This window comes from Microbacterium sp. Y547 (assembly GCF_057669785.1).
The window spans coordinates 1-13,269 of record NZ_JBYHFN010000012.1 but is presented as its reverse complement, the minus strand read 5'-3'; the positions used below and the strand labels follow the sequence as shown (position 1 = coordinate 13,269).

The 13,269-nt window shown below is 68.4% G+C and carries 12 protein-coding genes; 5 read left to right on the top strand and 7 right to left on the bottom strand.

What is annotated here, in order from left to right:
* Nucleotides 1–136 precede the first annotated feature (136 nt).
* A complete protein-coding gene (locus tag AC25Y0_RS12865; protein ID WP_488124221.1) occupies nt 137–472 on the bottom strand; it encodes a DUF7882 family protein in 336 nt (111 codons plus the stop codon).
* 140 nt (nt 473–612) lie between these two features.
* Between AC25Y0_RS12865 and AC25Y0_RS12860 the strand changes: the two genes are divergently transcribed.
* A complete protein-coding gene (locus tag AC25Y0_RS12860) occupies nt 613–939 on the top strand; it encodes a hypothetical protein (protein WP_488124220.1) in 327 nt (108 codons plus the stop codon).
* Between the two features lie 43 nt (nt 940–982).
* Here the strand turns inward: AC25Y0_RS12860 and AC25Y0_RS12855 are convergent, their stop codons facing one another.
* Complete coding sequence (locus AC25Y0_RS12855) at nt 983–3,211, bottom strand: FUSC family protein (protein WP_488134775.1); 2,229 nt, start codon at nt 3,209–3,211, stop codon at nt 983–985.
* A 138-nt stretch (nt 3,212–3,349) separates the two neighbouring features.
* Between AC25Y0_RS12855 and AC25Y0_RS12850 the strand changes: the two genes are divergently transcribed.
* The 3 genes from AC25Y0_RS12850 to AC25Y0_RS12840 are packed head-to-tail and all read left to right on the top strand — an operon-like array spanning nt 3,350 to nt 7,994.
* A complete protein-coding gene (locus tag AC25Y0_RS12850; protein WP_488124218.1) occupies nt 3,350–4,372 on the top strand; it encodes a 3-oxoacyl-ACP synthase III in 1,023 nt (340 codons plus the stop codon).
* Nucleotides 4,369–7,023, top strand: a complete 2,655-nt coding sequence (locus tag AC25Y0_RS12845) for an alpha/beta fold hydrolase (RefSeq protein ID WP_488134774.1) — start codon at nt 4,369–4,371, stop codon at nt 7,021–7,023. The genes AC25Y0_RS12850 and AC25Y0_RS12845 overlap by 4 nt, the downstream gene beginning before the upstream one ends.
* Nucleotides 7,020–7,994: an NAD-dependent epimerase/dehydratase family protein gene (locus tag AC25Y0_RS12840; protein WP_488134773.1), complete on the top strand. Its 975-nt coding sequence runs from the start codon at nt 7,020–7,022 to the stop codon at nt 7,992–7,994. The genes AC25Y0_RS12845 and AC25Y0_RS12840 overlap by 4 nt, the downstream gene beginning before the upstream one ends.
* Before the next feature lie 76 nt (nt 7,995–8,070).
* On the opposite strand, the gene AC25Y0_RS12835 is transcribed toward AC25Y0_RS12840, so the two are convergent.
* The 4 genes from AC25Y0_RS12835 to AC25Y0_RS12820 all read right to left on the bottom strand — a co-directional run bounded on the left by AC25Y0_RS12835 (nt 8,071) and on the right by AC25Y0_RS12820 (nt 11,027).
* Entirely contained in the window at nt 8,071–8,760 is a 690-nt protein-coding gene (locus AC25Y0_RS12835) for an ABC transporter ATP-binding protein (protein ID WP_488124215.1), read from the bottom strand.
* On the bottom strand, nt 8,757–9,899 hold the full coding sequence (locus AC25Y0_RS12830) for an ABC transporter permease (RefSeq protein ID WP_488124222.1): 1,143 nt from the start codon (nt 9,897–9,899) through the stop codon (nt 8,757–8,759). Before AC25Y0_RS12830 ends, AC25Y0_RS12835 begins: the two co-directional genes overlap by 4 nt.
* A 129-nt stretch (nt 9,900–10,028) precedes the next feature.
* Nucleotides 10,029–10,601, bottom strand: coding sequence for a TetR/AcrR family transcriptional regulator (locus AC25Y0_RS12825; RefSeq protein ID WP_488124214.1), 573 nt, complete (start codon nt 10,599–10,601; stop codon nt 10,029–10,031).
* 72 nt (nt 10,602–10,673) lie between these two features.
* Entirely contained in the window at nt 10,674–11,027 is a 354-nt protein-coding gene (locus AC25Y0_RS12820; protein WP_488124213.1) for a hypothetical protein, read from the bottom strand.
* Between the two features lie 140 nt (nt 11,028–11,167).
* On the opposite strand from AC25Y0_RS12820, the gene AC25Y0_RS12815 reads away from it, so the two are divergent.
* Nucleotides 11,168–12,673 (top strand): hypothetical protein, encoded by a 1,506-nt coding sequence (locus tag AC25Y0_RS12815; protein ID WP_488124212.1) that lies wholly within the window; start codon nt 11,168–11,170, stop codon nt 12,671–12,673.
* A 112-nt stretch (nt 12,674–12,785) separates the two neighbouring features.
* Here AC25Y0_RS12815 and AC25Y0_RS12810 read toward each other — a convergent pair.
* On the bottom strand, nt 12,786–13,269 hold a 484-nt coding region (locus AC25Y0_RS12810), incomplete at its 5' end, for a CPBP family intramembrane glutamic endopeptidase (RefSeq protein ID WP_488134772.1).

Below are 13,269 nucleotides of genomic sequence, written 5' to 3'. Positions count from 1 at the left end.
ACCGCCACACTGACCCTGTCGCTGTTCGAATACGCCGGTTGACCCCACGGGCGGGGGCCGTCCACCTCCCCGGACAGCCCCCGCCCACTTCTCTGCCTGCGGGACGATGCTCTCGGGGCGGCCGCCGGAGACGGCATCACTGCCCGGGGCGGTCGCCGCCGCTCTGCGACGATGGGTCCGGCGGCTCGGGCACGACGTACAGCCCCGTCGGGGAGTTCGCGGTGTACATGAGGGCCTCGAGCCACGCGCGATTCAGCTGCGGCGTACGACTGCCGTAGAACTTGTAGACGATCGACCGGCTCGGATGCAGCCACACCATCGTGCGCCCATCCGCGATGCTGGTCTCGTCTTTCCACACAAAGGTGAAGGGCTCGCCCCGGCGCAGCTTCGTCGTGATCGTCACCTGCAAGTGCGCGAGGAGCCGGTCCTCGAAGTCCACCTTGACATGGCCGTCATAGACGAACTTGCCCATCGCAGCCCTTTCGTCGTGGACGATCCGCCAGTCGTCGGTATCGCCGCGACGTCGACGGGGAACGCTCGCGATTATCCGCCCTGCGGCCGACGACCCGCAAGGGGCATTGCCCATCCGCCATACGGCGGTAGACAGTGCGGGTGAAGACCATCATCTACGCCGGCGATGAACTCATCACCGGCGACGACATCGCGGCCGCCGTGCTTCGATTCGGCGAGGCACTCGCCCGCGTGCGGGAAGCCGCGACGATCGCGATTCCGGCCATCAACCGCGAGGGTCGGCGGATCGTTGCGACCCTGCTCGTCGGGCCCGCGTCACAGATCGTCGCGGAGGACGCTCCGGACAGCGGCGACGAGATCGTCGACGAGCAGCTCGTGGCGCAGCTCAACGACCGCGCCGACGCGCTCGGCGGCACGACAGGCCACGCCGAGGACACCCCGCCGACATCGTGGGTCGAGGATCTGTGACGACAGCGCCGTCGTGACGGTCGGCAGGTGCCGGCCCGGCCACTCACCGCGAGCTGGGGTCGCCGTTCTCCTGTGCGATATGCACCATGACCCAGTTGATCCGGGAGAGATCGACGATCGCTGAGGACTGCGGCGACAGTGCATCGAAGGGTACGCGCGGCAGCAGATCGAGGATGACGGTATCGTCGGTCTGCGTCGCCTCGACATCCGTCTCGAAAGACCGGCGCGCTGTGTCAGCCGTCCCGCGCAGATGCGTCAGCGCCTCGTCCAGTGCCGTCGCGGCATCATCGACGAAAAGACGCTCCGGGACGGCGGTCGTCACCGCGATGGCCGACTGCGCAAAGCTCTCCGAGGCCCGCGTGCCCACATAGAGCAGATGCACGACCGGCACCCGCTGGAGATGCTTCGGGCCGAGCATCGCGGCCGACATCGACGCAGTGAACGTGTCGACGTCGCTCAGCGCTTCGCCGACACGCTCTGCCGCGGCGAGCACTTCCGAGTCGCGCGCGGGGGCGGTCAGTGCTCTCCGTCCTGCCGTGAGGAGGTCGTCGAATGCGGTGAAGTACGCCTGGATCTTCACCAGGAGTGCGGGGCGGGAGTTGGACGAGAAGATGAGGTACGCGCACAGCACCCCGATGACCGCCCCGGCGATCGTCTCGCCGATGCGCAGGTCCAGGATCTGATTGTCGAGGTCTCCGAGCAATCCGTACATCGACACCAGCATCGTGCTGACGAAGAACGCGCTGTACAGGTAGCGGACCGGCCCGAAGTACATCATCCCGAATGCCGCGACCACGCAGATCGCCACGAGCAGCGGCTTCTGGTCGTGCGCGACGAGCACAAGCCCGAGCCCGACGATGAGACCCGCCGCCGTTCCGAGGATGCGGTTGTATGCACGAGTGAGGATCGCGCCCCGTGTCGTCGCACCCACGAACACGACGAACGCGGTGAGCACCGCCCAGTACCAGCGGCTCGCCGAGATCGCCTCGCCCACGACCGTGGCAAGCGTCGTGGCGACCATGATCTGAATCGCCAGCCGCGTGGTCACTTGCCACTGTCGCCAGTCCCACCACCGGTTCGCCGAGGATGAGGTCGCGTCGTCGCTCGCCGGAGGAGGCTTCGGCTTCGCGACGGCGGCCGACGTCGGGGCCGGCGTGGACGACGGGGCTCCGGCTCCGATGACGTCGCGCAGAGCCTTGTGTGCGAGGGCGCTGCGGGCAAGCCTGCCGACCGCGACTCGATGAGCCGACGAGGGCCCGAGGCCCGCCAGCAGCGTGTCTGCCTGCGTACCCGCGTGCTCGATGGCGGACGGCTCGGCGTGGTTGTCGAGCATGACGAGCAGTGCGTCCGTGGCGGAGCGGACCGCAGGATCGGCGGCGGCGGGCTCCGGCGCATCCGGATCAGACGTCCGAACCAGTTCGGAGCATGCCTGCTCGATGTCGATCCGGGCGTCGAGCACCAGCGACGCGAACGCCGTCTCGTCGCTCTTGATGTGCCGAGCCGTATCGAAATCCTGTTGCCAGGCCGTGATCGACCGGGCGACGCCGTCGATGCGGGCCAGGCGCGCACGAAGCACCTTCGGATGCCGCGCCTCCGGCTGGGTCGCCGCGACGACCGCCGCCGCCGACGCACTGCGAAGCTCACGCAGCAGCAGCGTGATCTGACGCCGAGGGTGTTCGAACAGCAGCGTCGAGCGCATGAGGGTCAGCGACCCGACCGAGAGGGCGGCGACGAGGAGGAAGGACGGCAGTTCTGCGGCCGTGAGCTCGAGCAGCAGGGGGAAGAAGTACCCGAAGAACGCCGCGAAACCGAGTGCGGTGGCTCGCGGACCGAAACGGCGCACCCATGTTCCGACGCCCGCGACACCCACCAGCACGGCGATCTCGAGCGGCCGCCACTGCGCGAGCATCGTGGCGATCGTCGCGGACACGGCGGTGGGGATGAACAGGAGCGCGGTCGTCGCGCATCGTGCTCGCGCTGTCTTGTCGTGAGGGGTGAGGCCCATCTGCATGGCGAGGAAGATCCCCACCGTGAGCAGCGCGCTGTCGGCGTGCAGCAGCGTCACGACGCTCCAGGCACCGGCGGCGCTCATCAGCATGCCGGTGGCGATGGCAGCGGCAAGCTTCAACCGGGTTCGGCCGGGATCGGTGGCAGACACCCTGTGCCTGATGGCGCTCATCACACTCACCGTCGAGATCAGCTCCTGCCTCTTGTCGACGCCAGCATCGCGCGGCTCGCATTCGCGCATCTGCGGATCGCGCGGGAGGAGCACCAAGGACACAGACTAGCCGTGTGCAAGAGCGCCAGACGGCGTGCACCTTCGCCCGAAGATTCGCAACCCCCGCCAAAGCACCGTCGGCGTGAGGTAGAAAGCATATGAGGGAGTGCATCGAACCTCGAGGGAGGCCCAGTGCCAAGTAATGCCACCGCGCGCTTCGGCAACGTAGCGCTACTATCCGTCGCGAGCGTTCTCCCCAGCCGCGTGACGACGTCGGACGAGATCGAGGATCGCCTCGGTCCGTCGTTGAAGCGCCTCAAGCTCCACAGCGGGCTGCTCAAACGCGTCGCGGGGGTGCAGGAGCGCCGCAACTGGGCGCCGGGCGAGTACGTCGACGCCTCCACCATCGCCGCCGGTGAACGCGCCCTCGCTGACGCCGGTGTCTCCCCGTCAGAGGTGGGCCTGCTGATCAACACCTCGGTCACCCGAGCGAACCTCGAGCCGTCGGTCGCCGTGGCTCTGCACCACGGGCTGGGCCTGCCGAGCTCGGCGGTCAACTTCGACGTCGCCAACGCGTGTCTGGGCTTCATCAACGGATTGTCCCTCGCCGCGACCATGATCGAGTCGGGGCAGATCCGGTACGCCATGGTCGTTGCCGGCGAGGACGCCGATGAGATCCAGACCAACACGATCGACCGGCTGCTGCACACCGAAGGCGGGCGCGACGGGTTCATGAGCGAGTTCGCGTCGCTGACGCTCGGATCGGGGTCTGCGGCAGCCGTGCTCGGGCGAGCAGACGAGCACCCCGAGGGGCATCGTGTCCTCGGGGGCGTGACGCGCGCTGCCACGCAATTCCACCAGCTCTGCGTGGGCAGCGTGGACGGCATGTTCACCGACGCGAAGGCGCTCCTCAAGGGCGGCCTCGATCTCGTCGTGTCGGCCTGGAAGGAGGCCGCGAGCGAGTGGGACTGGAAGCACATGAACCGTTACATCACTCATCAGGTGTCCTCGATCCACACCGACGCCATCGTCAAGGCAGTGAACCTGGACCGCTCCCGCGTGCCGACGACCTTCCCCCGCTTCGGCAACATCGGACCCGCATCCGTCCCCATCACGCTTGACGCCGAACAGGCGACACTGCGGGCGAACGACCGTGTCCTGCTCATGGGCGTCGGCTCGGGGCTCAACACCGCGATGATGGAGATCGTCTGGTGACCGACGATCTGAGGCGGACGCTCGAAGGGCTGCCCGGTCTGGACATCCGATGCAGCCGGACTCTGACGGTCACCGAACGCGGAACCGGCATCGACCACGAATGGCACTACTTCGATACGGGCGCTGAACTCGACCGTCTCGGCGTCGATCCGGTCGGAACGATCCTCGCGGTGCACGGCAATCCCACCTGGTCCTACCTCTGGCGACGCCTCGTGGAGGCATCGCTGCGCGCGGCCGAGGCGGGACAGCCGGCTTGGCGGGTCATCGCGCCCGACCAGCTCGATATGGGCTTCTCTGCGCGCACCGGCACGGTCAGGTCGCTGGAGCGACGGGTGCGGGATCTGGCGGATTTCACCGATGCGCTCGACCTCGACACCCCTGTCGTCACGCTCGGCCACGACTGGGGCGGGGTCGTCTCGCTCGGGTGGGCGGTGGATCACCCCACGCTGCTGGCGGGAGTCATCGCGCTCAACACCGCCGTGCATCACCCCGCGGACGCGCCGATCCCCGCCCCCTTGCGCGTCGCGGGGGCGCGCGGGGTGCTGGCGGCATCCACCGTGCGCACGAGCGCGTTCTTGGAGACCACCCTCGCCCTCGCCCGCCCGGCGCTGAGCCCCGCGGTGAAAGACGCCTACCGCGCGCCGTATCGCTCGGCGGAGCGCCGACAGGGCATCGGCGCTTTCGTGGCCGACATTCCGGCGGATGCGGGGCACCGGAGCTTCGCCGAACTGCAGCGCATCGCAGACGGCGTGGCACACCTGGACGTACCCGCGCTGCTTCTGTGGGGCCCGGCTGATCCGATCTTCAGCGACCGGTATCTCGACGACCTCGTGGACCGGCTACCGCACGCCGACGTCCACCGGTTCGAAGGTGCCGGCCACCTCATTGCCGAAGAGAGGGCGTACGACGACGGAATCCTCGCGTGGCTGCGCGACAACGAAGACCGCCTGACGGCGGGCGCGCACCGCCGCACCGAGCGCGCGGTCGATCCGGATTCACCTGACCCTGACGCCTTCACGCCGCTGTGGGCCGCCCTCGATGCCCGACGGGACAGCGAGGACGCCGCCATCATCGACATGAGCGCACCCGGCGGAGTCGAACGTCGGGTGAGCTGGCGGCGTCTCGACGATCGGGTCCGTTGCCTCGCCGCCGGCTTCGCGAGCATCGGCGTGCGAAAGGGCCACCGCGTGTCGGTCCTCGTTCCTCCCGGTGCGACACTCACCGCCGTGATCTACGCGTGTCTGCGCATCGGCGCAGTGGTCGTGGTGGCTGACGCCGGGCTCGGTGTGCGAGGGCTCTCGCGCGCCGTGCGCGGAGCACAGCCCGACGTCGTGATCGGCGAGCTGCCCGGGTTGGCCGCCGCGCGCGCGCTGCGTTGGCCGGGCCTGCGGATATCGGTCGCCACGCTGCCCCGGGCGTCGGCTCGGGCACTCTCTGTCTCGCATGACCTCGCCTCGCTCGCCGCTGCCGGAAGCGCCGCACCGCTGCCAGCCGAGCCGGGGCCGGACGACCTCGCCGCCATCCTCTTCACCTCCGGTTCGACCGGGCCCGCGAAGGGTGTCATGTACACCCACCGCCAGCTCTCCGCGGTGCGCGATGTGCTGGCCGCGCATTTCGGGATAGGCGACGACACGGGCCTCGTCACGGGTTTCGCCCCTTTCGCGCTGCTCGGCCCCGCGCTGGGCACTCGGTCTGCCACGCCGGACATGGATGTGTCCGCACCCCGGACCCTCACCGCGAATGCCGTCGCTGCCGCCGTGAAGGCGTCAGACGCCGAGGTCGTCTTCCTCTCCCCCGCGGCGATCAGGAACGTCGTCGCAACAGCACACCGGCTGTCTGACGAGGACCGCCGCGTTCTGGCGAAGGTGCGCACGTTCCTGTCGACGGGAGCGCCGGTCGGCGAGCCGCTCTTGGCGGCGGCCGCCGAACTCATGCCGACCGCGCAGCCGCATACGCCCTACGGGATGACCGAATGCCTCTTGGTCACCGACGTGACGCTCGCGGACCTCCGCGAGCTTTCGAACGCAGCGGACACGGGGGTCTGCGTCGGCAGGCCAGTGGGCGCGAACAAGGTGCTGATCAGCGCGCTCGACGCCGAGGGAAACGCCACCGGCGCGCCCAGCCAGAAGCCCGGCGTGCTGGGTGAGGTCATCGTGTCCGCGGCGCATCTCAAGACGCGTTACGACAGGCTCTGGCTCACCGACCGCGCCGCCATGGACGACACACCGCTCGACGGCCGATGGCATCGCACGGGAGATGTCGGGCACCTCGACACCTCGGGACGGCTCTGGGTCGAAGGGCGACTGCCCCACGTGCTCGCAACCGCAGACGGACCGATCGCCCCGGTCGGACCGGAGCAGGAACTCGAGGGTGCCCCACAAGTCCGATGCGCCGCCGTCGTCGGCATCGGCCCCCACCGGCTGCGCCAGGCCGTCGCCGTCGTCGAAACGATCCCTGCGACGACGCGCCCGGCGCTTGCGGGGCCCGAGCTCACCGCCGAAGTCCGCCGGCGGACGGGCCTGCGACTTGCCGCCGTGCTGACGGTGCCGCGGCTGCCGACAGACATCCGCCACAACTCCAAGATCGATCGCACACGCCTCTCGCAGTGGGCAGAACGCACCCTGGCCGGCGGGAGGATGAGCAGCCCATGATCGTCGTGGTCACCGGTGCATCCGGATACCTCGGCCGGGCGGTGGCGGCGGAGCTCGTCGCCGCCGGACACGACGTCCGCACCCTCCAGCGCAGGCCCGGTCAGGTGCCGGGAGCCGTCGACGTGCTCGGCACGATCACCGATCGAGATATCGTGAGCCGCGCGGTCGACGGGGCCGATGGCGTGGTCCACCTCGCGGCGAAGGTATCGCTCGCGGGCGACCCGGCTGAGTTTCACGCCGTCAACGTCGAGGGCACGCGGATCGTGCTCGACGAGGCGCAACGGGCCGGCGTGTCCGGCTTCGTGCAGGTGTCGTCGCCCTCGGTGGCTCATTCCGGCGCATCGCTGGCGGGGGTGGGGGCGGAGCCCGCCTCACCGGCCGAGGCCCGGGGCGAGTATGCGCGCACGAAAGCCGAGGCCGAGCTTCTCGCCCTCGCGCGGGACTCCGCCGCGATGCGGACGGTCGCTGTTCGCCCTCACCTCGTCTGGGGACCCGGAGACACCCAGCTCGTCGGCCGCATCCTCGACCGCGCCCGCCGGGGTCGGCTGCCGCTCATCGATGGCGGCCGAGCGCTGATCGATTCGACCTACGTCGACAACGCGGCGACAGGCATCGTCGCGGCGCTGCATCGCGCGCCGGACGCGCACGGACGGGCGTTCGTCATCACGAACGGCGAACCGCGGCCGGTCGGCGACCTCCTCGCCGGCATCTGCCTCGCCGCTGGTGTGCGCCCGCCCCAGTGGAGCGTCCCCGCGGGCCTCGCCCGCGCGGCGGGGACGGTCATAGAACGCGCATGGGCCCTTCGTCCCGGCATCGACGAGCCGCCGATGACGCGGTTCCTCGCCGAGCAGCTCTCGACCGCGCACTGGTTCGACCAGCGCGACACGCGCCGGTCCCTGGCGTGGAAACCGTCGGTGACGATCGACGAAGGACTCGAGCGTCTCGCCGCACACACCCGCGCACGGCGATGACGTGCTGCAACGACCGTCGGCATGTCGATTCGGATCGACATGCCGACGGTCAGGCTGCGGTTTCTGCCCGCGAACGCTAGTGGGTGAGGACCGGCGCTCCGAGCCGTCCGTCGACCATCTCCAGGATCCGGTCGCAGTGCTCGAGCACCTCGCGGTCGTGAGTGACCATGACGACGGCGACGCCGGAGTTGTGTGCGCGATCGGCGAGGAGCTGAACCACCTCGTGGCTGCGTCGACGGTCCAGTGCGGCCGTCGGCTCGTCAACGAGAAGCAACGTCGGGTCGTTGACGAGCGCGCGCGCGATACCGACCCGCTGGCGCTCGCCACCGGACAGCTCGCCCGGACGGTGTCCGGCACGGTGCGCCATACCGACGGACTCCAGCAGAGCTTCGGTCTTGATGTGACGGTTGCCCGCGAGCTTGCCGGCCAACCGGAGCTGGTCGGTGGCGGTCAGCGAGGGCAGGAGGTTGCCCGACTGGAACACGAAGCCGATGTTGCGCAGTCGGAACCGTGCAGCCGCACGCTTGGACATCGTCGCAAGATCGGTGCCGTGCACCTGGACTGTGCCGCTGTCGGGGCTGGCAAGGGCGCCGGCGATCGCGAGCAGCGAGGACTTGCCCGATCCGGACGGTCCGACGATGGCGACCAGTTCGCCGGGCATCGCTGCGAGCGAGACGTCATCGAGCGCGCGGACGCGCGAGTCTCCGTCGCCGAGCTCGAGGACGGCGTTGCTGATCTTCAGAGCGGGGGTGGTTGAAGAGCTCATCGTTGTCCTCCCAGGGCACGAAGCGGGTCGATGCGGGCGATTCGGAGCACAGCGATCGCGGCGCCGATCAGTCCGAGCGCGATTGTCGTCGCCGAGGCGATCGCGATCGGGGCCAGTTCAAGGTCGAAGGGCATCGCCGCGGGCATCGCGGCCCCCAGCCCCACGCCGGCTCCGACGCCGAGGGCCGTGAACCCGAAGAGGAGAATCGCGGCCTGCGCGAGGCTGTCGCGCAGCAGGTAGTTGCTCGAGGCGCCGACGGCGCGAAGCACCGCGATGTCGTGCGAGCGCTGGATCGTCCACACCGTGAAGAAGGCGCCCACCACCAATGCACAGATCGCGTAGAGGAAGATCTGGATCATGCTGAGGGTGAGGGTCTCCGCCTCGTACCCGGGCGACGCGTTGAACGATTCGGTGAGCGTCATCGTCGTTGTGCTGGCCTCGGCGTCGATGAGCTCGTAGTCCGGCTTTGCGCCGTCTTCGGCGAGAAGGGCGACGACGCTGGCGTAGGGGAAGTCCATCACGTCCACCTGCGCAGCGGTGGGCTCACCCGGCTGGGTCTGGCCTGCGGCCATGAGCCGCCAGGTGTCCAGCGGCAGGTACGCCACGTCGACGTGTCCGAAGGTGGCCTGCCCCTCGGTGAAGCCGACGACGGTGAGTTCGAGCTCGAGGCGGTCCAGGGTGACCACGGTGCCGAGTTCCACTCCCTCGTCGCGCAGCGGCTCGGAGACGACGATCCCACCGATGGGGCCGAGACCCTCGCCGGTGGAGACCGCGGGCGCGAGGAACCCGCCCGGCTCGACACCGAACAGAGTGAGGTCGATCTGGGTGCCATCGTCGGTGACACCGTTGACGATGTTCACGCCCATGGGCTCGGCTTCGGCGATGCCGTCGGCCTCCTGCCACACGGCAAGCTGATCGTCATCCACAACGGAGCGGCTGAAGGCGTTGTCCTTCATCGTGCCTTCGTTGAAGGCGAAGGCCGAGGCCGGCATGGCCTTCAGACCGGAGACGCCGTCGTTGACAAGGCCCGACGACAGGCCTGAGAGCAGAACGACGAGCACCGAAATCAGGGCGATGACAACGCCCATCAACGTAAATCGTCCGCGGGCAAAGCGCAGTTCGCGCAACGCAAGAAACATGGGGACTCTCCAAGAGCGGATCTTGCCGACAGTCCGTCGACAACATTCCGACAGTATGTCGGAAATCCGGGATCGCCAAATCGAGCCCGGCCCGATCGGCACCGACGCGCAGCCCCCGGGGGGCGGAATTCAGTCCGTCAGACCGCGCGTGAGAAGGCGGAAGACGTCGTCAGCGACGGTGCGGTGGTCCACGCCGTGCGTGACCAACTGCACACCGGCGCTGAGGACGCCCTGAACGAGCATCGTGGCCGACCTCGACCCGGACATCCCCAGATCTGAGAGCACCCGCACGAGCGGCCTCAAGAGCGCGTCATGCAAGGTCATCAGATCCTCGCGCCGGCTCGGGCTGAGCTCCGCGTCGCGGAGCGCGTCCGCGATCGCGTGCTTCCCGTCCGCGGTCATCGCCATGGTCGCGTCGATGAATCGGCGGAGTTCGTCGAGGCCGTCGACCCCGGAAAGCGCTTCCTCGATCTCGGCATCCCACCGCTCGATCGCGTCGATCGCGATCGCGACGAGCAGGTCATCCTTGGTCGGGAAGTAGTCATAGAAGCTCGAGCGCGCCATCCCCGCGCGCTCACCGACGCTGCGAGGCGTGACGGCGCCGAGCCCCGACTCGAGCAACACCGCTTCGCCCGCTCGAATCAGCGCAGCGCGCTGATTCGAGCGGTGCTCAGCCACCGTGGGCGCAGAGATCTTCGGCATCTCGCAATTATGCTCGGCGCTCGCGTTCCGGTCGAACCCCCGGCAGGGTGCCCGTACGGGGGCGGAGCAGGACTAGCGCCACACGGTCGCCAGGAGAACGTTGACCACGGTCAGGCCGCCGATCGCCGGGAGCACCCACGAGGCGACGACTTCGCGCTTGCGGTTGATGAGAGCGATCACGATGATCGCGATGAGGATGGCGAGCTTCACGGTGATCTTGGCGTTGTTGACCTCGTTGCCCAGCGGGTACTGCAGGCCGACCAGTATCACGCCAGTCACGAGCATCGTCCAAGCGCCGTGCATCATCGCGGGGAGCACGCGGGCCTTACCCTGGCGCATAGCGCCCGTCTGGTAGAGAACCCCTCCCAGCAACGCCACGACGCCGATGATGTGCAGAGCAAGGATGACGTTCTTCAGGATTTCCATGAGAGCCATCATACCGACGCATTGTCGGCAACAATTCCCCGTACCCGCGCAACCCTGGACACCGCCCCGACGTCCACGATACGGTGCACTATCGGCGCTGATCAACGCGTCTTCTCAGCGAAGCCTCAAGGCGGTCAGCGTTGCCCTCCCCATTTGCCACCTTCCGCGCGGTCTCACGCGCCGGCATCATCGCCGTCCTCCTCGGCGCCACTGCAGCATTCACCCTCGGCGTCGCTCCGGCGGCCGCTCTCGACGCGGACATCCGGACGCTCGACGAGTTGCGCACGGCGATCTCTCCCGGCACAGAGACGACTCTCACCCTCGCTGCCAGCATGGGCAACGCCGCCACAGAGACTCTCACGATCGACCGCGACCTCACCCTGGATCTGGCAGGCCACGACCTCTTCCTGTCGCGCCTGACGATCTCCTCCGGCGCGACGGTCACGCTCATCGCCGGCACCGGAAATCGTGCGAGCTTCCTTCAGGTGGACGGCACGCTGGTGCTGGGGGCGGACATGCGCATGAACGGAGGGGCGTCGGGCGCGGTCGGAGCGGGCGGACGGATCTCTGACGACGGCACCACTCGCACCATCAGCGGGTCATCCATCTCGATCGCCAACGGCGGCACCATCACGGCGGGCATCGCACCGGGCGTGACGGTGACGGGCAACAACTACAACATTCGTCTGGCCAGCAACCTCCCGGCCGACGGCTACGAAGACGTCACCGTCTACGCCCCGACGCTCTCTGACGCCGACCTCGAGTTCCCTGACTTCACGCGCACGAACACCAGGATCGCATCCTGGAACGCCGCCTCGGATGGCTCCGGTGCAGCGTTCACCTCCACGACGTCGCTGGCGGAACTCGGCGGAGCCTGGCTCTTCTACGCGCAGTGGGCACCGGACGGGATCACCAGCATCCAGGTCACCTACCGGGACGCCCCTTCCCCGGCCCGCGCCGGCTGGATCTCCCTTGTGGCGACGGACGCGACGCCCGGAGGGGACGGAGCGGACATCACGGATCTCGTCGCGTTCACCAGCGACCACCCCGACGATGTGATCGTCGGGGCGGGATTCGACTCGGCCATCGATGCCTATGTCGCCGGCCCCCGACTCGTGACCGCGACACTGCGGGGCGGCCTCGTTGCCGCAGACACCGACCTCCTGGTGGTCCCCGACGACAGCGTCGGGTCGATCGACTTCAGCATGCAGCCGACCACGGTCACCGTTGGAGGCACCTCCGCTGCGCAGATCAGCGCGTGGGACAGCTACGACAACCCGTTCGGCGCCAATCTGTTCGACCTCGTCGACACCCCCGACTGCGGCTGGTGCCAGATCGACATGGCCAGCAGCGACGACAGCGACGTGATCGACCCGGGCACGGGTGTCATCCGCTTCACAACCGTGGGCTCGCGGACGATCACCGTCACTGTCTGGCAGGGCGAGGGCTCGCCGTTGGTCGCGACGGCAGTCGTGACCGTCGTCGCAGCCGAGGTGCCGGCCGTGCCGCCGACGCCGTCGCAGCCCGCCCCGGCCGCTCTCGCGGAGTCCGGCATCGCACCGTCAGCGATGCCGTGGGCCGGCGCAGCCATGCTCCTGTGCGGTATCGGTGCGCTGCTCTTGGCAGGTCGGCGCGCTCGAGCCTGAGTGGCGGGCTCCACGTCATCCGCCGCTTCCCGCGTCAGTCCCGCTCGAGGGCGTTCGCGATCGTGCTCAGGGCCTTGAGCGCCGAGAGCGCGCATCACGTCACCTCCCGCGCTTACGGAAGCGCGGTGTCGCGTACGCCTTGGTCGGCACCATGGCGGCGAAGCCTACCGACCAGGTATGTCCCATATCCGATGCTGATCACCACGGTTACCAGCAGCATCCAGAAGTTGTACTCGTTGTTTTCCGCCGTCAGATTTCCGCTGATGTTGAACAGGACGTGGAAGATGATGAGGGGAATGATCGTGCCGGTGACGGCGAACAGCAGCGCAAGCACGATTCCGAGCACAATGCCGAAGGCGATCTGGAGAAGCTGCTCGGTACCGGTGTAGCCGCGGGCCAGGTTGACGATATGCCCGACCCCGAAGGTGATCCCCGAGATGAGCACGGCGCGAGTGAGGTTTCCCTCGGCGAGTATCCCCTTGAACAGGAACCCCCTGAACAGCAACTCTTCGACGAAGCCGACGCAGATCATCAGGACGATGATCAAGAGCACTGTCGTGAGGTCAAGGGGACTGCCCCGAGTTTGGTTGACGTCT